This window comes from Pseudomonas sp. KH_046_2, from assembly GCF_057838985.1.
In genome coordinates this window covers 6,144,658-6,162,794 of the sequence record NZ_CM174480.1, presented here as the reverse complement: position 1 = coordinate 6,162,794, position 18,137 = coordinate 6,144,658, and the positions used below count along the sequence as shown (strand labels likewise).

Sequence of the window (18,137 nt, the reverse complement as noted above, 5' to 3'; positions counted from 1 at the left end):
AAGGTAGAAGTCTGTGAAACAGAACTCCCTGAAAGGATGGTTCAAGAGCGGCGCCCCCGGCGTCTGGATCAGCGGTGGCGCGGTGTCCATCGCGGTCATCATGACCATTGGCCTGCTGGCAGTGATTGCCGTGCGTGGCCTGGGTCACTTCTGGCCGGCTGACCTGGTGCATGCCAGTTACGACGTACCGGGCCAGGCCAATCACCTGGTGATCGGCGAAATCGTACAGAAGGAAGAAGTGCCACGTGCCCGTCTGAAGAGCGCCGGCCTGCCGGTGCCTGACGAAGGCCCGGAGTTCATGACCCGCGAGCTGATCAAGGTCGGCAACCGTGACCTGAACGGCAACGACTTCACCTGGATCGTCGGCGAGTGGCTGACCAAGCAGACGACGCCGCCGGAGCTGATGGCCATCGAGCGTCGCGAGTGGGGCAACTTCTACGGTTACCTGGTCAACGTAAAACAGGATGGCAAGGTTGTCGCTGAAGGCGAAGCCGCATGGCCTGAGTTGCAGGCCCGTGTCGACCGAGTGAACAAGCTGGCTGCACAGCTCAAGAACCTGGAAAAAACCGACATCGGCGCGATCAACGCCGGTCTCGAGCGCATCCGCCTGCACGGCCGCAAGCTGGAGCTGGATGGCAAGCTCGACGCCACCGCACAAGCGGACATGGAATCCGAGCGCGCCGAACTCAATGCTCGCTATCAGGATGTTGAAGCGCGCCTGAGCGATCTGCATGCGCAGTTCAACCGCGACAGCCTGACCGCCCGCGATGCGAACGGTAAGGAAATCGAAATCGGCATCGGCAAAGTGGTTCACGCCTATCAGCCGAACGCCATGAGCACGACCACCAAGATCGGCTTCTACTTCAGCAAGGTCTGGGAGTTCCTGAGCGACGACCCGCGTGAAGCGAACACCGAGGGCGGGATTTTCCCGGCCATCTTCGGCACCGTGATGATGACCCTGATCATGGCGATGATCGTGACCCCGTTCGGCGTACTGGCGGCGGTGTACCTGCGTGAATACGCCAAGCAGAACGCGCTGACCCGAGTGATCCGCATCGCGGTGAACAACCTGGCGGGTGTTCCGGCCATCGTTTACGGCGTGTTCGGCCTGGGCTTCTTCGTCTACGTGCTGGGTGGCTCGCTCGACCGTCTGTTCTTCCCGGAAGCACTGCCGGCACCGACCTTCGGTACGCCGGGTCTGCTCTGGGCTTCGCTGACCCTGGCGCTGCTGGCGGTGCCGGTGGTGATCGTGGCCACCGAAGAAGGCCTGGCGCGAATTCCTCGCACTGTGCGTGAAGGCTCGTTGGCCCTCGGTGCGACCAAGGCTGAAACCTTGTGGAAGATCGTGCTGCCGATGGCCAGCCCGGCAATGATGACCGGCATGATCCTCGCCGTGGCCCGCGCCGCGGGTGAAGTGGCGCCGCTGATGCTGGTGGGCGTGGTGAAACTGGCGCCGTCGCTGCCGGTGGACGGCAACTACCCGTACCTGCACCTGGACCAGAAGATCATGCACCTGGGCTTCCACATCTATGACGTCGGCTTCCAGAGCCCGAACGTCGAAGCCGCGCGACCGCTGGTATACGCCACGGCGCTGCTGCTGGTGCTGGTGATCGCCACCCTGAACCTGTCGGCGGTGTACATCCGTAACCACCTGCGCGAGAAGTACAAGGCGCTGGACAGCTGATAACCCTGTAGGAGCGAGCCTGCTCGCGAAGAAGGTACATCCGACACATTTTCTGTGTCTGAACGACCATCGCGAGCAGTCGAGCGTCGACCGGCTGCTCCTACAGAAAGAATTGTGTAACCGCAGGCCTTGGCCAGTGGCAACCGAACCGAATTTGTTAGCACAGGGAGCCTCCCATGCAGCACGAAGCACATACCCACGGCATCAACATGTCGGCCCTGGGTCGCGATAAACAGAGCCTGAACCTCGAGCAGGAAACCGTAGCCATCGAAGTGCCGGGCCTGAGCCTGTTCTACGGCGACAAACAAGCGCTGTACGACGTCAGCATGAACATCCCGAAACAGCGCGTGACCGCCTTCATCGGCCCGTCCGGCTGCGGCAAGTCGACGTTGCTGCGTACCTTCAACCGCATGAACGACCTGGTTGACGGCTGCCGCGTTGAAGGCGAGATCAACCTGTACGGCAACAACATCTACCGCAAGGGCGAAGACGTGGCCGAGCTGCGTCGTCGCGTCGGCATGGTGTTCCAGAAGCCCAACCCGTTCCCGAAAACCATCTACGAAAACGTGGTTTATGGCCTGCGTATCCAGGGCATCAACAAGAAGCGCGTCCTCGACGAAGCCGTCGAGTGGGCGTTGAAAGGCGCGGCGCTGTGGGACGAGGTCAAGGACCGTCTGCACGAGTCGGCACTGGGCCTGTCCGGTGGTCAGCAGCAGCGTCTGGTGATTGCCCGCACCATCGCCGTGGAGCCGGAAGTGCTGCTGCTCGACGAACCGTGCTCGGCACTCGACCCGATCTCCACGCTGAAAGTCGAAGAGCTGATCTACGAACTGAAATCCAAGTTCACCATCGTGATCGTGACCCACAACATGCAACAGGCCGCGCGGGTATCCGACTACACAGCGTTCATGTACATGGGCAAGCTGGTCGAGTTTGGCGACACCGATACCCTGTTCACCAATCCTGCGAAGAAGCAGACCGAAGACTACATCACCGGTCGCTATGGCTAGTTGAGGCAGCTACAAGCCGCAAGCTTCAAGCGGCAAGTTAGAAGCTATGCGGTTTTGAGTTCACCACAACACAGCTTGCAGCTTGTAGCTTGCAGCTCTTGGTTAAACGCTTTTGCGGAGCGAACACAATGATTTCTAAGGAAGGCCTTACACACCACATCTCCCAGCAGTTCAACGCCGAACTGGAGGAAGTGCGCAGCCACCTCCTGGCCATGGGCGGGCTGGTCGAGAAACAGGTCAACGACGCGGTCACCGCGCTGATCGAGGCCGACTCCGGCCTGGCCCAGCAGGTGCGCGAGATCGACGACCAGATCAACCAGATGGAACGCAACATCGACGAAGAATGCCTGCGCATTCTGGCCCGTCGCCAACCAGCGGCTTCCGACCTGCGCCTGATCATCAGCATTTCCAAGTCGGTGATCGATCTGGAGCGCATCGGTGACGAAGCGACCAAGATCGCCCGTCGTGCCATCCAGTTGTGCGAGGAAGGCGAAGCGCCGCGCGGTTACGTCGAAGTGCGCCACATCGGTGACCAGGTGCGCAACATGGTCCGCGACGCACTGGACGCCTTTGCCCGTTTCGACGCCGAACTGGCCTTGTCGGTAGCGCAATACGACAAGATCATCGACCGCGAATACAAGACTGCCCTGCGTGAGCTGGCCACCTACATGATGGAAGATCCGCGTTCCATTTCGCGGGTTCTGAGCATTATCTGGGTGCTGCGTTCGCTGGAGCGTATCGGCGATCACGCCCGCAATATCTCCGAGCTGGTGATCTACCTGGTACGCGGCACCGATGTGCGACATCTGGGTCTCAAGCGCATGAAGGAAGAAGTCGAAGGAACCAGTGGCGAAAGCGCTAATGTTCCGGGCAAAACTGACGATAAGTAAGGTTGCCCAAGTAAAGCGCCCGGCCTTTTGGCCGGGCGTTTTTGTTTGCGCTTCACGAATTCGAAAAGCAGCACCCCGCGAACGAAAAGTCCGGCGTGACTGAAGGTTTTTGGCAAAGTGCCATCAGTAAGGCGGTATGCTGGCCGGGATTTTTTAAAGGGGTTTTGGATGAGTAAGGTCAGTGTGTTGGTCGTGGACGACGCGTCGTTCATTCGTGACCTGGTGAAAAAGTGCCTGCGCAATTATTTCCCGGGCATGCGGATCGAAGACGCGGTCAACGGCAGAAAGGCCCAGGCCATGCTGGCCAAGGAAGCCTTCGACCTGGTCCTGTGCGACTGGGAAATGCCGGAAATGTCCGGCCTGGAACTGCTGACCTGGTGCCGCGAGCAAGACAATCTCAAAGCCATGCCCTTCGTGATGGTGACCAGCCGTGGCGACAAGGAGAACGTCGTCCAGGCCATTCAGGCCGGTGTATCCGGTTACGTCAGCAAACCGTTCACCAACGAGCAACTGATCACCAAGGTCAAGCAGGCGCTGCACAAGGTCGGCAAACTCGATGCCTTGATCAACGTAGCCGCGACCAAAACCAGCCCTGCCTTCGCTAACGACTCCCTCGCTGCGTTGACCGGTGGCAAGGCGCCCGTCGTCACGCCAACGGCTGCACCTGCTCCGTCAAAAGGCTTGCTCAACAGTCCGCCGGTCAAGGCGCCTGTGGCCTCGTCGGCACCCACCAGTGGCCGTGGCCAAGGTCAACTGCGCTTGCCCAACGGTATCGCGCAATGCGTGATCAAGGCCTTGAGCCTCAAGGAAGCCCTGTTGGTGGTCAAGCGCACCGAGGCCCTGCCGCAGATCCTCGACAGCGCCGTGCTGGATCTGGAGCAGGGCGACAACGCCGAAATCGCCCGTCTCAACGGCTACCTGCACGCCGTCGTGGCCCACGAACCGAAGCCCGACAGTGACTGGCTGCAACTGACCTTCCGCTTTGTCGATCAGGATGCACAGAAGCTCGATTACATCTCGCGCCTGATTGCGCGTGGTACGGCGCAGAAGCACTTCATTCCTGGCGCTTGATATAGCGTCGCCTGACAGTCCGCTTTCGCGAGCAGGCTCGCTCCCACATTTGGAATGCGTTTCCTTGTGGGAGCCTGCTCGCGAAGGGGCCATCACTGTTACCGCACATCTGCTGAACACCTTTTCTGAAACATCTGCCGACTACCCGGGTCCATTGCAGCTGCTAGGCTCAATCCCAGATCTCACTCGACAGAATCCTTGCTCATGTTCTCGCGCCTGCTGCTTCTATGTGGCCTGTTCATGGTCGCCAACTCGGCCATGGCCATGGCCATCTACAAATCCAAAGATGCCTATGGCGTGGTTTCCTACAGCGACCGCCCGAGCAAAGGCGCACATGTGTTCGTTTTTCGCGATGGCATGGTCGAGCACCTTGAGCGTCAGGTGCGCCTCATCGTCATGAAGAAGAACGGCGTGCACAGCGTGTACGTGCGAAATGACCTGTATGCGCCGGTAGAAGTCGAATTGAGTTTTGCCGGGGTGAAGAACGCCAACGGTGTGCCGGGCGGGACGATTCGGCGGGTGATACCGCTACGCAGCAGCGTGCGCCTGGCGCAGCTCACGGCGGCTAAAGGTGGGAGGCCCCTCGCGTACGTCCCGAAGTTCAAATACTCCCTGGGCGACCCCTCAGGGCCCACGGTGGGCTATCGGTACCCGTTGCCCTGGCGTGGCGGGCCGTTCCGGATCAGTCAGGGCGCCAATGGCCCCTACAGCCACTTCGGGCCCAAGAGCCGCTATGCCATAGACATTGCGATGCCCGAAGGCACACCGATCATTGCGGCACGAGGTGGGGTAGTGGTGAAAACCGAGAACAGACAGAGCGGTCGCGGCACCGATGCATCCGGCAATTTCGTGCGGGTGCTGCACGATGACGGGACCATGGGTGTGTACCTGCACCTGAAGAAAGGCTCGGTCTGCGTTCGGGAAGGTCAGCGTGTAAATGTGGGCAGCGCCTTGGCGCTGTCGGGCAACACCGGCAACAGCACCGGGCCGCATTTGCACTTTGTGGTGCAGCGCAATACGGGGCTGGGGCTGGTATCGATTCCGTACCAGTTCAACCAGCCGGTAGGCGCGCTGCCCAACTTTGCGTTGGGCAAGCAGTGATGCGTTGTCTGACCTGACGCCATCGCGGGCAAGTCGGATCGCCGCACCGCCGCTCCCACAGGATTGCCACTGTACCTGTGGGAGCGGGCTTGCCCGCGATGGGAGCGCCGCGAATCCGGATAAGCCAGTTAATCGAGCATCAACACCTTGGCCAGAACAATCTTCGGCCCTTTCATCTTCTTGATGATGATCCGCAGGCCTTCGACTTCCAGCACTTCTTCCTCTTCGGGAACCCGCTTGAGGCTCTCATAGACCAGCCCGGCGAGGGTTTCGGCTTCGACGTGGTCGAGGTCGATGCCCAGCAGTCGTTCAACCTTGAACAGCGGCGTATCGCCCCGCACCAGCAGCTTGCCCGGCTGATACGCGAGGATCCCGCGTTCGGCCTTGCGGTGTTCGTCCTGGATGTCGCCTACCAGCACTTCCAGCACGTCTTCCATGGTCAGGTAGCCGATGATGTTGCCGTCGGCCTCTTCGACCACGGCGAAGTGCGAGCCGCCCTTGCGGAACTGCTCCAGCAATTGCGACAGCGGCATGTGCCGCGATACGCGCTCCAGTGGGCGGGTCAGTTCGGCCAGGTTGAACGACTCGGGAATGTGGTCCAGTGCCGCCAGTTCCAGCAGCAGATCCTTGATGTGCAGCAGGCCGACGAACTCCTGGCGCTCGCTGTCGTACACCGGGTAGCGGCTGAACTTGTGGCGACGGAACATCGCCAGGATCTGCTTGAGCGGCGCGTTGAACTCCAGGGTCACCAGGTCTTCACGGGAGTTGGCCCAGTCGACCACTTCCAGTTCACCCATTTCCACCGCCGAGGCCAGCACGCGCATGCCTTGGTCGCTCGGGTCCTGGCCACGGCTGGAGTGCAGGATCAGTTTCAGTTCTTCACGGCTGTAATGGTGCTCGTGATGCGGACCGGGCTCACCTTGGCCTGCGATGCGCAGGATGGTGTTGGCGCTGGCGTTGAGCAGGTAGATGGCCGGGTACATGGCCCAGTAGAACAGGTACAGCGGCACGGCGGTCCACAGTGACAGCAATTCGGGTTTGCGGATCGCCCAGGATTTGGGGGCCAGTTCGCCGACCACGATGTGCAGGTACGAAATGATGAAGAAGGCGGTGAAGAACGAGATGCCCTTGACCACTTCGGCCGACTCGACGCCGACCGCGCTCAATACCGGCTCTAGAATGTGGGCAAACGCGGGTTCACCGACCCAGCCCAGGCCCAGGGAGGCAAGGGTGATACCGAGCTGGCAGGCCGAGAGATAGGCATCGAGCTGACTGTGCACGGTGCGCAGGATGTGCCCGCGCCAGCCGTTTTTGTCAGCGATGGCCTCGACCCGGGTCGAGCGCAATTTGACCATGGCAAATTCCGCCGCAACGAAAAATCCGTTGAGCAAAACCAGGATCAGAGCAAAAAGAATCATGCCGAAGTCGGCGAAAATTGTAGCGAGGGTCAAGCCAGGGGAAGGGTCCATGATGGAGTTTTGCGGGTTCCGTATATTCGAGAGGGAAGTAAAAAAACCGCGCCTGAAAGGCAGGCGCAAGTCAGCCAATGTAGCGGCTGACTTGGCAGTTGCCTAGTGGCGCGTGCTGACCGGTATCAGTCAGCGGTGCTGATAACCCGTGATTTGGTGACCTGGGCCGGGGCAAAGTGGCAGGTAAAGGTGCTGCCGTGGCCCGGTACGCTGCTGATTTCCATCCGTGCCCGATGTCGTAACAAGACGTGTTTGACGATCGCCAGCCCCAGGCCGGTGCCCCCGGTGTTGGAGTTGCGGCTGGAGTCGACACGATAGAAGCGTTCGGTCAGGCGCGGCAGGTGTTTGGCATCGATGCCGATCCCGGAGTCCTGCACGCTCAGGTGCGCCCCTTGGTCATCGCTCCACCAGCGGATGCGGATATTGCCCTCGGCCGGGGTGTATTTCACCGCGTTGAACACCAGGTTGGAAAACGCGCTGCGCAACTCCGCTTCGCTGCCCTTGAGCAGAATCGTCGGGTCGGCTTCCAGGGTGATTTTCTGGTTTTTCTGGCCGGACAACTGCTGCGCGTCGCTCTTGATCGATTGCAGCAAGCCGTCGATCGGCACCGGCTGGTTGTCCGACGGATAATCGGTGGCTTCCAGCTTGGCCAGCAACAACAGGTCGTTGAGCAGGGTCTGCATGCGCCCGCCTTGTTGCTGCATCTGCTGCAAGGCACGGCCCCAGCGCGGGTTCACTTCGTCGACGTTGTCGAGCAAGGTTTCCAGGTAACCGCAGATCACCGTCAACGGTGTGCGCAGTTCATGGGAAACGTTGGCGATGAAGTCTTTGCGCATTTGCTCAAGCTGATGGATGCGCGTCACATCGCGCACCAGCATCAAGTGTTCATTGTTGCCGTAGCGGGTGATGTACAGCTGAATGCGCACGCGGTCGTTGGTCGGCGAAGGGATTTCCAGCGGCTCGGCGTAGCTGTCTTGCTCGAAGTATTCCTTGAAGCGCGGATGGCGCACCAGGTTGGTCACCGGTTGGCCGCTGTCCTGTGGCGTCTTGAGGCCCAGCAGGGTTTCGGCGGCGCGGTTCCACCATTCCAGGTTGCCGTCGGTGTCGAGCATGATCACCGCATCCTTGAGCGCGGCGGTGGATTCCTGAACCCGGTCGATCACCGCTTGCAGACGTCCGCGCACGCGTTGGTCGCGGCGTTGCAGGTGGTAGATGCTGTCGAACACCTCACCCCACAGGCCGTAGCCGTCGGGTGGCGCTTCATCGGGCTTGTGCAGGCGCAGCCACTCGTGCAGACGCAGCAATTGCTTGAGGGTCCAGGCCAGGTAAAGACCCAGGCCTGCGGCGAGGCTCCAGCCGTAATAGCCGGTGATCAGGCCGATCACCAGGCAGGCGGTGACCAGTAGCAGCATGTGGCGAATCAGGGTGCCATGCCAGTTTTGGTTCACTTGACGCGCGTCCTTGTCAGCTTGTCGGGCGGTAAAGGTCCGAGTCAGGCTTTGGTAGAAAAGCGGTAACCAGTGCCGCGCACGGTTTGTACCAGATTTTCGTAAGCATCGCCGAGGGCTTTGCGCAGGCGTCGAATGTGTACGTCAACGGTACGCTCTTCGACGTAGACGTTGCCGCCCCAGACCTGATCCAGCAACTGGCCACGAGTGTAGGCGCGCTCCTGGTGGGTCATGAAGAATTGCAGCAGGCGGTATTCGGTCGGGCCCATCTCGGCAGGACGGCCGTCGATGGTCACGCGGTGGCTGATCGGGTCCAGCAGCAGGCCGCCGACTTCGATTGGCGCCTCGCCATCGGTCGGGCCGGCACGGCGCAGCACGGCCTTCAGGCGCGCCACCAGCTCACGGGGGGAAAACGGTTTGGTGATGTAGTCGTCGGCGCCGACTTCCAGGCCCTGGATCTTGTTGTCCTCTTCACCCTTGGCGGTGAGCATGATGATCGGGATGTCCCCGGTCAGTTCATCACGTTTGAGGCGACGGGCCAGCTCGATGCCGGACGTGCCGGGCAGCATCCAGTCGAGCAGGATCAGGTCCGGTTTGCGGTCGACGATAATGGCGTGGGCCTGCTGGGAGTTTTCAGCCTCCAGGCAGTCATAGCCGGCCATTTCCAACGCAACGGCGATCATTTCGCGAATAGGCGCTTCGTCGTCGACGATCAGAATGCTCCTGCCAACCATGCCCTTAATCCTCTTGTCATTTAACTGTCTTGCGCCGCATTAGATAACGGAATTATTGCAGTCGTGTGACAGTATTTTAGTCGACCGGCGATTGGCTGGATCCTGGGCTAAGCTCTAAGTCCGAATCCTGACAACCACAAAGGAAGGCTTCAAATGAATCGACACTCGCACTCCATCAAGGCCCTGCTGCTGGCCGCTGCCCTGGCATTGCCTTCGATGGCCTTCGCCGCCGAACCGGGCATGATGAAAGACGGCATGATGACCGACCACAAAGGGATGACCCTGTACACCTTCGACAAGGACACGGGCGGCAAGTCGGCCTGCACCGGTGAGTGTGCAGAGTACTGGCCACCGCTGAAGGCGGAAGCTGGCGCAAAGGCTGAAGGTAAATGGTCCGTCATCAAGCGTGACGATGGCACGATGCAATGGGCCTACGACGGCAAGCCGCTTTACTACTTCCAGAAGGACAAGGCACCCGGAGAAATGAAAGGCGACAAGATGAAAGACGTCTGGCACGTCGTTCGCGAACATATGTAATACCGCAAAAAGATCGCAGCCTTCGGGTAGGGACTGCCCAGGGCTGCGATCTTTTCAACGGTCAACGCAACGCGTAGTCCAGCACAATCCCGACGAAAATCGCCAACCCCGCCCAGTGATTGTGCAAAAACGCCTTGAAGCAACGCATGCGGTCCTTGTCGCGGGTGTACCAGAACTCCCAGGCAAAGCAGCCGGCGGCCGCCAGCAATCCGAGGTGGAACCAGCCACCAAGGTCGAACTTCGAACCCGCCAGCAACAGGCAACCCAGCGCCAGCCCTTGCAGGGTCAGGATGATTGCCCGATCCGCGTCGCCGAACAGGATTGCCGTGGATTTCACGCCGATTTTCAGGTCGTCATCGCGGTCGGTCATCGCGTAATACGTGTCGTAACCCACGGTCCACATCAGGTTGGCGATCCACAGCAGCCATGCAACTGCCGGCAGTTCACCGGTTTCTGCGGTGAACGCCATCGGCATCCCCCACGAAAATGCGGCGCCCAGCACCACTTGCGGGTAATAGGTGTAGCGCTTCATGAACGGGTAACTGAACGCCAGCGCCAGGCCGCCCAATGACAGCCAAACGGTCGCGGCATTGGTGCACAGCACCAGCAGGAAACTCACGCCCATCAGCAATGCGAAGAACACCAGCGCCTCTTTGGAACTGATCTTGCCGCTCACCAGCGGCCGCTGCTCGGTACGCTTCACATGACCATCGACCTTGCGGTCCGCCCAGTCATTGATCACGCAGCCGCCGGCGCGGGTCAGCACCACGCCAAGGACGAAAATCACAATGTTGGCCAGGGACGGCGAACCCTTGCCGGCAATCCACAGCGCCCACAGTGTTGGCCAGAGCAGCAGGTAAATGCCGATCGGCTTGTCCATGCGGGTCAGCTGAATGAAATCCCAGGCCCGAGGGTTCAAGCGGTTCAAGGACTTGAGCAGGCTTTGGTACATCAACGGTTCTCCGATTGGGCGCAGGCGGCGTCCCACAGGGAAGGCAGGAATATTTCGGCCACCAAAACGCTCAAGGCACCTCGGTCGAAGCGCGAGCGACGGCCCCACAGCCCAGGCGATTGCACCTCGGCGGGCAGCCACGCTTGCGGATAATGGCAAACCTCGATGGCCCGGCGCTGGAAGGCCTGATCGCAAAACAGCAATTCGCCCAGCGAGCGGCTGCCCAGTTCGTCCATGTGCAAGCCGTCGCCTTGCAAGGCACTGCGTGACGCCACGCTGCGCGCAAACACCCACGCCTGGCCATGACCGCGCAAATACACCTCACGCACCCAGCCCTCACTGCCATCGGCCAGGTCCAGCGCTGCGCATTCGTCGGCGCGCAGGGGTTGCCAGCCTTCGAACATCGGCGAGACGCTGAAAGCGTCATTCGACAGATGAATCAGACGTCTGGTCAGCGAGCCTTCATCGAACAGCCAGTCGAGGGTGGAGGCATCGGGGAGGGGCGCCAGTTCGCTGCGCGAGAGCCAGAGAGGAGCTGGAGAGGGGGATTCTGTGTGATGCACAATGAGTCATTATTGGCAGCAAATGAGGCGGCGAGCTTAACATGTCAGCCGCCGATATCGATTGAAATGGCCTGCCGTTGCGCCGAACAGGCTTGCATCCGACGGCCCCGATCAGTACAAAACGCGCTGAGTTGGACGGCAGTGCTGCAACCATCGACCGTCCGGCCGGCAAAACGCCTGAACCCTGAGGAAGTACCTGATGAAAAAGTGGCAATGTATCGTCTGCGGCCTGATCTACAACGAAGCCGACGGTTGGCCGGATGACGGCATTGCGCCGGGCACCCGTTGGGAAGACGTCCCGGCAGACTGGCTGTGCCCGGACTGCGGTGTGGGCAAAATGGATTTTGAAATGATCGAAATCGCTGCCTGAATAATTGAGGAGTAAGGAATGAACGCACCTGTCGTAATCATTGGCACCGGCCTGGCGGGCTACAACGTGGCCCGCGAGTTTCGCAAACTCGATAGCGAAACCCCGCTGCTGCTGATTACCGCCGATGACGGACGCTCCTACTCCAAGCCGATGCTCTCCACCGGCTTCGGCAAAAACAAGGATGCCGACGGCCTGAGCATGGCCGAACCCGGCGCCATGGCCGAGCAGCTCAAGGCCGAAATACGCACCCACACGCGCATCAGCGGCATTGACCCGGGCCACAAGCGCCTGTGGATCGGTGAAGAAGCGGTGATCTACCGCGACCTGATCCTGGCCTGGGGCGCCGAAACCGTGCGCGTGCCCATTGAAGGCGACGCGGCAGACTGCGTATTCCCGATCAACGACCTGGAAGACTACGCACGCTTCCGTGCGGCGGCGGCCGGCAAGCGCCGTGTGCTGCTTCTCGGCGCGGGCCTGATCGGCTGCGAGTTTGCCAACGACCTGACCCTGGGCGGCTACGAAGTGCAACTGGTTGCACCGTGCGAACAAGTCATGCCGACCCTGTTGCACCCGGCGGCCGCCGCTGCGGTGCAGGCTGGCCTCGAAAGCCTCGGCGCGCGCTTCCACCTCGGCCCGGTGCTCAACCGCCTGCAACGCGTGGCTGACGGCCTGGAAGCGCACCTGTCCGATGGCCAGGTGATCCCGTGTGATGTGGTGGTCTCGGCCATTGGCCTGCGCCCGCGCGTCGACCTGGCGGCTGCGGCCGGTTTGCAGGTCAATCGCGGCATCATGGTCGATCGGCAGCTGAAGACCTCCCACGCCAACATCTACGCCCTGGGCGACTGCGCCGAGGTCGACGGGCTGAACCTGCTGTACGTGATGCCCCTGATGAGCTGTGCAAGGGCGTTGGTGCAAACCCTGGCCGGCAACCCGACCGCTGTCACCTATGGCCCGATGCCAATCACCGTCAAGACCCCGGTCTGCCCGCTGGTGGTGTCCCCGCCGCCACGGGGTGCAGAGGGCATCTGGACAGTCGAAGGGCAGGGCGCCGACATCAAGGTTTTATGCCGCGATGCCGCGGGCAAGCTGCTCGGTTATGCCCTCACCGGTGCCGCCGTGATGGAAAAACTGGCCCTGAACAAAGAGCTTCCGGCCCTGTTGGCGTAAATACCGGTCGTTCTGTCGGAATCACCCCCCTTTTGCCCTAACAATGGCCGCGCCGATACTGGCGCGGGGCCTCACTGCGTGCCATCCTCACTCCCGTCTGCCGCAGAGTAGAGCACCTGCGGCGCTTTTGGCGCTGCTCCGCAGAGAGCAGCACGGACATAACAACAACAAACCGTCAAAGGGGCTTCACTCACATGCGTAAACCAGACCTCGCAGCAGCCATTGCTGAAAAAGCAGACCTCACCAAAGAACAAGCCAACCGCGTTCTCAACGCCGTTCTTGAAGAAATCACCGGTGCCCTGCACCAAGGATCAAGCGTGACGCTGGTGGGCTTCGGCACCTTCCTGCGACGCCATCGCGGTGCCCGCACCGGCAAAAACCCGCAAACCGGTGAGCCCGTCAAAATCAAGGCCAGCAACACCGTTGCGTTCAAGCCAGGCAAATCGTTGAAAGACAGCGTTAATCCGTAATCCGTGTTCACCTCCCGCGCAGCGGGGGAGTGGAATAAAAAATGGGCACGCCAACCAGGGTTGGGTGCCCATTTTTTGTGGGTGGCGAGTCAGCCAAACCCGCTTTGTTGATTGGCGAGAATCGCCGCCACTTCCGGCTCATCCAGATGATCCAGCGCCCGCTCTACCAGCAAATGCGCCCCCTCCGCCACGCGACTGATCGCCAAGGCTACTGAGCGGCGTGAGCCGTCTACGTCATCGGCCAGGTCAGCGGCGATGGCGCTGATGGACAGCAGATCTTCCGAAGCGTTGGCCAGAAGTGCTTCGGTGTTGATGTCTGGGCAGACACTGAAGAGTTGGCCGCTGCGTTTCGTTGGTGTTTGTTTTGGTGGGGCGAGATAGTGATCTAGGGCGCGTTCGGCGGCTTCGTGGAGTTTTTTGGAATCGAGGGATTCGTAGGGGGATGTGGCCGGATCTTCTGGCGGATTAGGTGTTGGCTTAATCATTGGTGTATCCCGATATGTGTAGGTAAGGGACTGACACCGTTTCGCTTGCATTCGAATGTTGGTGGCAGCCGTACGCAGGTGTGCAAGACCGGGCATATCGGACCCCGGCAGACCCCAAAGGGACCTCCCACGCACAGCCGCCATATAGCGATCCCAAAAGCATGTTTATGCTCAAAGATTTGCGAGGCAGTTGCGCGGCGATATGTACCGGACTTGCACGTCCGTGTCACCGTTTTTTGCGGTGGCTGGCAGAGGTTAGCTGCGGATGTGGAGGGTGCCTAGTTCATGGAGGGCTCGGCATTTCGAAGGAAATGTCTGAGAAGGTTGAGGGGGATTAGAGACGAAGTCGCACTCTCCTTAAACACCCATTTGCATTGAGTATCACTGGGAATCAAATCGAATTCGACCGTCATGCCCCATATTCATGATCGACAATGAGCTACACACTGCTGCAGTGATATAAACAGGCAGCAAACGGCCAGAAGCCAGCCTCCGTCTGGGGGCTAATCTCCATAAACTTCGGTCGCCCGATGTGCCTACGAAATTTTGGGTGATTCAGATCCAACACCTTTCATTGGCTAAAGCAGAGTCACCATTGCACAACCGGCCAATAACGTAAAAATTTCCGTGAGATTCACTCAGAACAACCTCAAAACGTTATCACCCTGGGGCCTCCAACTACGCGCAGCGCTCAGCGACATAACGAAGCGCAGCCCCTCCGCACGAGGCGGATCATGCCGGCCGGCGTTGACGCCTATCCGAAATGGCATAGGTGTATCCCGGTTGTTAATCCACAGTATCGTTTGCTGAGCGTGGATTATTTTGACTAACCTAAAAGGTTGGTGCGCATTCTTACTAAGTCAAATCGTAAAGATCAGTGATCGAGAGCCATGATTCATCGAGGAGGTTCGCATTGCGACGCGAGCCTCCTCTGAACAAAGCGTGATCCACGAAATTCAAGCCAAAAAACCCTACATCATGTAACAGCCCTATCCAACACGAGAGAAGCCGTACACATTTTTTACCCGCTGCGCGAAATAGCCCCCCACGGAAGATGCGGTTATCAACTCCTGGTAGACATGTTCAGGTACGTCGTAATATTCGTACATTGATCCGTTCAAGAACTCAACTTCGAGAATCTGCGATGACTCGTCATGTCCAACAGAGGCGATATTTGATGAGCTAACAGATACACGTTCCATGATTTCTCCTATTGCGTACTATCTTGGTTTCTCCACGCCCTAACGAGCTTGGAATAATCTTCGTTACTGCGCGCAGAGTTCCACTTTTCGCCAATTTTAGGATCTCCGCTATTGGGGTATTTATCATCTGGCAAAACATTGAACCTGCACCGGGTAGGGAGTTGTGCTGCTTCCCCCACTATAATGGCTTCCCCAGTTCTAAGGATGGGTAGTGAGTCAACAATCCCGGCCAAGCCATCAGACATAGCTGATTTAACTATTCCACGATCCGTCGAATTATTTATGCGTAGCGATATAATTGTTCCGCACTGAGATAAAATAGTTTCATCTATTTCGGATGGACGCTGACTAACAATCATGGCGCCGACCCCAAACTTTCGACCTTCTTTAGCAATCCGCTGTACCATTTCTTTTGAGTGTCCATTCTCTGACTTCCCAAGATAACGATGGGCTTCTTCAAGGACGATAAGAAGGGGGCGCTCACGCATCCCCTCAGTGACATTTCTCCCCCAAATGGCTGACTCAAAAATAATATCGAGGACTGCACCCAAAAGAAGCGTCAACCGTGCCGAGGGCATGCCGGACAAATCAAATATCGTTATTGGCTTATCATGCCCTAGCCAATCTTCCAATAGTCCATCTAAATCTTTATTGATCTTGCCCTCTTTGTCTGGATTCCAATCGCCTGGCTCCAGCAAGAACGAGTATTGCGTATCGAGCAGCCTTGACTTCATCAAATCAAGCTGCCTCTTCATTGCCCCAGTTCCGCCCTTCTTCGGTAGGGATGGGCCAGCCCCAGGAGGGAGAAATTTAGGGGCGATCAAATCTTCAAAAGCCCCCTCCCCGTCAGGAGAATATGCTGGCGTAGTCATGGCAAGATCACTGTAATTAACACCGTCCTCATGACAAAGGTCATACCATATCTTCTTTAATCTATAAGGAAGCGGTGTATTACTTGTTATCTTATCCACATCTATATTTGGTATATCATTCTCAACGACGCTAAGTCTTTTTTCATCAACGGTTTTATCCATGAAAAGTGATCGCTGAGAGTCGTTTGGGTTATTGCAAAGAAAATCAATAAGCTGATCAGGCGAGATGCACCAAAACGGTATGTAAAGCTGATTTTCGCCTGAGGGCATGATTGAAAAGGTCTTGGAGACATCGCTAAGTGCTGGACCATATTCGCCGTGAATGTCTATCAGCAAAACTCTCGCAGATGGTAAGGGGGATCCATCAGGCTTGATCACCATCGACCGAAGAATGCTTGCCGTGCTGGTTGACTTCCCAGATCCGGTAGACCCCAAAATTGCAGAATGGCGAGCGACAAGCTTATCCAGATCCAAGCTTATTTCAATTCCTTCCGAACTGGATAGGCGGCCAACTTGGAAGTGACTATTTAAGTGCTTTCTGAAAATTAATTTCAGGTCGCTTTCGACGACAAAATGAACATGGTCGCCGATGCTTGGGTACTCGCTTATGCCTCGATCAAAATTTCCGCCGATGGATTCTCCCACTAGCTCCACTTTGATCCATTTTCTCTCGGAAGACATTTTTGAATCGGCGTCGACAGTTGAGGTTTCGCTAGATTCGGAAATAACTCCGTAGAGGTGGTTATACCCTAAAGGAATTTTCACAAAGCTTCCGACTTGCCCGATTCGATAATTGCGTCCTTCCAGAACGACAATTCCAGACTCCACTGAGGCAGCGAGGTCAACGGCTACCGAAGAGCTTGAGACGGCGCTTACAAGGCCCAGAAACATTGGTTGGATGGTTGTCATACCATCTCCTCTTGCACTTCCTGGGATACAGGAGGAACTGCATCTTGAGATATGTCACTACCCGCAGTCGCCAGAAAACGAGCTAGTCGTAGGAAGTCACCAAGTAAGAATTTATTATCTTTATAGTATTCTGCTCGAATTTCATGCCAGTTCTTGGTTGGAGGGGTACCGATTTTCCACTTTGCTTCCACTCCATTGATCACTGCACCATCGCTACAAAAAACACTTATTCCTGGGCACTTTAGCGCCAATTCCTTGGCGGCCTTTTCATCTGCCAGACCATTAAACTGAAAAGCAAATAATGCGGCGGTGGGGTTAGCCATTAGGCACTCAAGCAGCCGCGATGAAATATGGGCATCTGCAAAAGAAAATCCGGCGCTTAAAATTAATGTGTCAGGCTCAAGGATGAAGTTCTTCAAACGTTCAAATAGAGAAGAAAATGGGGCTGCTTGTGTTTGATCGTACTTGATGTGCGATGGATAAACCATATTGGCGTTTTTTGAATCCGGCACACGTATAACCTCTCCATTAGCATTTGACTCCCAGCCAATGGAGCCATGAAGCTTCCAAAGCCTTACCCAACGCGGCGGAAGATCATTTTTTGAAATGCTTGAAGGATCAAAAAAAGCACTCTTGGATCCGCTGAACCCATCAAAATAAGGTGTTCGAGCCCGCTCCAAGGCATTTTCAATTAAAAGATCATAATTTGTTGTAAAAATTTCAACCGCATACTTTCTATTAATACCGTTAATCCACGATACAAGTTCAGAGTATGGATTTGTACCCAATGGTAAGTCCTGCGCAACCACTTCCCGAATCGAGTTGCATATAGCTTCGGATAGATCGGAAAAGTCTTTTTCCGTAAAATCAAAAACCTTACCATCGCCAATAACCTCTGCAAGCATTCTGACGCGTGACAGCACCTTCTCGAGGTTTGAGTCTGGAAATGAGGATTTTATTTGACTGTAGACTTCCCGTTGACTTCCCGACAGTTCGCTTAACACAATTTTCTCAAGGCCGGCGATATTTGGTATCAACGGTTTCCAGTTTCCTGTCCCACCTACGTTGATGCTAACAGGCGCCCCTGCACCGATCAGTAGCCCTATCCTCTTTCTTCCATTTGTAGCGAGCTGTCGAAATCCAAACATGTGCTGGTCGGGGTTGTGCGAGGTATTTTCCATTTTTTACCTAATATATTAATTC

The 18,137-nt window shown here is 57.5% G+C and carries 18 protein-coding genes; 9 read left to right on the top strand and 9 right to left on the bottom strand.

Features of this window, described 5'->3' with window-relative positions:
- The first annotated feature begins 13 nt into the window (after positions 1-13).
- From pstA to AC3IX1_RS28165, 5 genes are all read left to right on the top strand, one after another.
- A complete protein-coding gene (gene pstA / locus AC3IX1_RS28185) occupies positions 14-1,684 on the top strand; it encodes a phosphate ABC transporter permease PstA (protein ID WP_347909782.1) in 1,671 nt (556 codons plus the stop codon).
- Positions 1,685-1,860: 176 nt separating this feature from the next.
- Complete coding sequence (gene pstB, locus AC3IX1_RS28180) at positions 1,861-2,694, top strand: phosphate ABC transporter ATP-binding protein PstB (RefSeq protein WP_253558129.1); 834 nt, start codon at positions 1,861-1,863, stop codon at positions 2,692-2,694.
- A gap of 128 nt (positions 2,695-2,822) precedes the next feature.
- A complete protein-coding gene (gene phoU, locus AC3IX1_RS28175; RefSeq protein ID WP_046038908.1) occupies positions 2,823-3,584 on the top strand; it encodes a phosphate signaling complex protein PhoU in 762 nt (253 codons plus the stop codon).
- A 168-nt stretch (positions 3,585-3,752) separates the two neighbouring features.
- Positions 3,753-4,655: a response regulator gene (locus AC3IX1_RS28170; protein WP_489386582.1), complete on the top strand. Its 903-nt coding sequence runs from the start codon at positions 3,753-3,755 to the stop codon at positions 4,653-4,655.
- Positions 4,656-4,859: 204 nt separating this feature from the next.
- A complete protein-coding gene (locus tag AC3IX1_RS28165; protein WP_489386581.1) occupies positions 4,860-5,756 on the top strand; it encodes a peptidoglycan DD-metalloendopeptidase family protein in 897 nt (298 codons plus the stop codon).
- Between the two features lie 128 nt (positions 5,757-5,884).
- On the opposite strand, the gene AC3IX1_RS28160 is transcribed toward AC3IX1_RS28165, so the two are convergent.
- The 3 genes from AC3IX1_RS28160 to phoB all read right to left on the bottom strand — a co-directional run bounded on the left by AC3IX1_RS28160 (position 5,885) and on the right by phoB (position 9,407).
- A complete protein-coding gene (locus AC3IX1_RS28160) occupies positions 5,885-7,225 on the bottom strand; it encodes a hemolysin family protein (RefSeq protein WP_007975205.1) in 1,341 nt (446 codons plus the stop codon).
- A 125-nt stretch (positions 7,226-7,350) separates the two neighbouring features.
- Positions 7,351-8,637 (bottom strand): phosphate regulon sensor histidine kinase PhoR, encoded by a 1,287-nt coding sequence (gene phoR / locus AC3IX1_RS28155; RefSeq protein WP_256589043.1) that lies wholly within the window; start codon positions 8,635-8,637, stop codon positions 7,351-7,353.
- A gap of 80 nt (positions 8,638-8,717) precedes the next feature.
- The gene (gene phoB / locus AC3IX1_RS28150; RefSeq protein ID WP_003229608.1) at positions 8,718-9,407 is read right to left on the bottom strand and encodes a phosphate regulon transcriptional regulator PhoB; all 690 of its coding nucleotides are present in this window, start codon (positions 9,405-9,407) and stop codon (positions 8,718-8,720) included.
- Between the two features lie 153 nt (positions 9,408-9,560).
- Between phoB and AC3IX1_RS28145 the strand changes: the two genes are divergently transcribed.
- Positions 9,561-9,944 carry a COG4315 family predicted lipoprotein gene (locus tag AC3IX1_RS28145; protein WP_489353842.1) on the top strand — a complete coding sequence of 128 codons (384 nt, stop codon included), beginning with the start codon at positions 9,561-9,563 and terminating at the stop codon, positions 9,942-9,944.
- A 61-nt stretch (positions 9,945-10,005) separates the two neighbouring features.
- On the opposite strand, the gene ubiA is transcribed toward AC3IX1_RS28145, so the two are convergent.
- Positions 10,006-10,896: a 4-hydroxybenzoate octaprenyltransferase gene (ubiA, locus tag AC3IX1_RS28140; protein ID WP_489386580.1), complete on the bottom strand. Its 891-nt coding sequence runs from the start codon at positions 10,894-10,896 to the stop codon at positions 10,006-10,008.
- Positions 10,896-11,459, bottom strand: coding sequence for a chorismate--pyruvate lyase family protein (locus AC3IX1_RS28135; RefSeq protein ID WP_057712730.1), 564 nt, complete (start codon positions 11,457-11,459; stop codon positions 10,896-10,898). The genes ubiA and AC3IX1_RS28135 overlap by 1 nt, the downstream gene beginning before the upstream one ends.
- 199 nt (positions 11,460-11,658) lie before the next feature.
- On the opposite strand from AC3IX1_RS28135, the gene AC3IX1_RS28130 reads away from it, so the two are divergent.
- The 3 genes from AC3IX1_RS28130 to AC3IX1_RS28120 all read left to right on the top strand — a co-directional run bounded on the left by AC3IX1_RS28130 (position 11,659) and on the right by AC3IX1_RS28120 (position 13,466).
- Positions 11,659-11,829 (top strand): rubredoxin, encoded by a 171-nt coding sequence (locus tag AC3IX1_RS28130; RefSeq protein WP_007995385.1) that lies wholly within the window; start codon positions 11,659-11,661, stop codon positions 11,827-11,829.
- An 18-nt stretch (positions 11,830-11,847) separates the two neighbouring features.
- Entirely contained in the window at positions 11,848-12,996 is a 1,149-nt protein-coding gene (locus AC3IX1_RS28125) for an NAD(P)/FAD-dependent oxidoreductase (RefSeq protein WP_489386579.1), read from the top strand.
- Between the two features lie 194 nt (positions 12,997-13,190).
- The gene (locus tag AC3IX1_RS28120) at positions 13,191-13,466 is read left to right on the top strand and encodes an HU family DNA-binding protein (RefSeq protein ID WP_489386578.1); all 276 of its coding nucleotides are present in this window, start codon (positions 13,191-13,193) and stop codon (positions 13,464-13,466) included.
- Positions 13,467-13,555: 89 nt separating this feature from the next.
- Here the strand turns inward: AC3IX1_RS28120 and AC3IX1_RS28115 are convergent, their stop codons facing one another.
- From AC3IX1_RS28115 to AC3IX1_RS28100, 4 genes are all read right to left on the bottom strand, one after another.
- Positions 13,556-13,951: a DUF6124 family protein gene (locus AC3IX1_RS28115; RefSeq protein ID WP_489386577.1), complete on the bottom strand. Its 396-nt coding sequence runs from the start codon at positions 13,949-13,951 to the stop codon at positions 13,556-13,558.
- Between the two features lie 989 nt (positions 13,952-14,940).
- On the bottom strand, positions 14,941-15,153 hold the full coding sequence (locus AC3IX1_RS28110; protein WP_489386576.1) for a KTSC domain-containing protein: 213 nt from the start codon (positions 15,151-15,153) through the stop codon (positions 14,941-14,943).
- Positions 15,154-15,161: 8 nt separating this feature from the next.
- On the bottom strand, positions 15,162-16,934 hold the full coding sequence (locus AC3IX1_RS28105) for an ATP-binding protein (protein WP_489386575.1): 1,773 nt from the start codon (positions 16,932-16,934) through the stop codon (positions 15,162-15,164).
- Positions 16,931-18,115, bottom strand: a complete 1,185-nt coding sequence (locus AC3IX1_RS28100; RefSeq protein WP_489386574.1) for an SIR2 family protein — start codon at positions 18,113-18,115, stop codon at positions 16,931-16,933. Before AC3IX1_RS28100 ends, AC3IX1_RS28105 begins: the two co-directional genes overlap by 4 nt.
- Positions 18,116-18,137 lie beyond the last annotated feature (22 nt).

What these genes read in the sequence shown, in the direction of transcription:
- pstB (WP_253558129.1), top strand. Translation starts at nt 1,861, where the DNA reads ATGCAGCACGAAGCACATACCCACGGCATCAACATGTCGGCCCTGGGT.
- phoU (WP_046038908.1), top strand. Translation starts at nt 2,823, where the DNA reads ATGATTTCTAAGGAAGGCCTTACACACCACATCTCCCAGCAGTTCAAC.
- AC3IX1_RS28170 (WP_489386582.1), top strand. Translation starts at nt 3,753, where the DNA reads ATGAGTAAGGTCAGTGTGTTGGTCGTGGACGACGCGTCGTTCATTCGT.
- AC3IX1_RS28165 (WP_489386581.1), top strand. Translation starts at nt 4,860, where the DNA reads ATGTTCTCGCGCCTGCTGCTTCTATGTGGCCTGTTCATGGTCGCCAAC.
- AC3IX1_RS28160 (WP_007975205.1), bottom strand. Translation starts at nt 7,225, where the DNA reads ATGGACCCTTCCCCTGGCTTGACCCTCGCTACAATTTTCGCCGACTTC.
- phoR (WP_256589043.1), bottom strand. Translation starts at nt 8,637, where the DNA reads ATGCTGCTACTGGTCACCGCCTGCCTGGTGATCGGCCTGATCACCGGC.
- phoB (WP_003229608.1), bottom strand. Translation starts at nt 9,407, where the DNA reads ATGGTTGGCAGGAGCATTCTGATCGTCGACGACGAAGCGCCTATTCGC.
- AC3IX1_RS28145 (WP_489353842.1), top strand. Translation starts at nt 9,561, where the DNA reads ATGAATCGACACTCGCACTCCATCAAGGCCCTGCTGCTGGCCGCTGCC.
- ubiA (WP_489386580.1), bottom strand. Translation starts at nt 10,896, where the DNA reads ATGTACCAAAGCCTGCTCAAGTCCTTGAACCGCTTGAACCCTCGGGCC.
- AC3IX1_RS28130 (WP_007995385.1), top strand. Translation starts at nt 11,659, where the DNA reads ATGAAAAAGTGGCAATGTATCGTCTGCGGCCTGATCTACAACGAAGCC.
- AC3IX1_RS28125 (WP_489386579.1), top strand. Translation starts at nt 11,848, where the DNA reads ATGAACGCACCTGTCGTAATCATTGGCACCGGCCTGGCGGGCTACAAC.
- AC3IX1_RS28120 (WP_489386578.1), top strand. Translation starts at nt 13,191, where the DNA reads ATGCGTAAACCAGACCTCGCAGCAGCCATTGCTGAAAAAGCAGACCTC.
- AC3IX1_RS28115 (WP_489386577.1), bottom strand. Translation starts at nt 13,951, where the DNA reads ATGATTAAGCCAACACCTAATCCGCCAGAAGATCCGGCCACATCCCCC.
- AC3IX1_RS28110 (WP_489386576.1), bottom strand. Translation starts at nt 15,153, where the DNA reads ATGGAACGTGTATCTGTTAGCTCATCAAATATCGCCTCTGTTGGACAT.
- AC3IX1_RS28105 (WP_489386575.1), bottom strand. Translation starts at nt 16,934, where the DNA reads ATGACAACCATCCAACCAATGTTTCTGGGCCTTGTAAGCGCCGTCTCA.
- AC3IX1_RS28100 (WP_489386574.1), bottom strand. Translation starts at nt 18,115, where the DNA reads ATGGAAAATACCTCGCACAACCCCGACCAGCACATGTTTGGATTTCGA.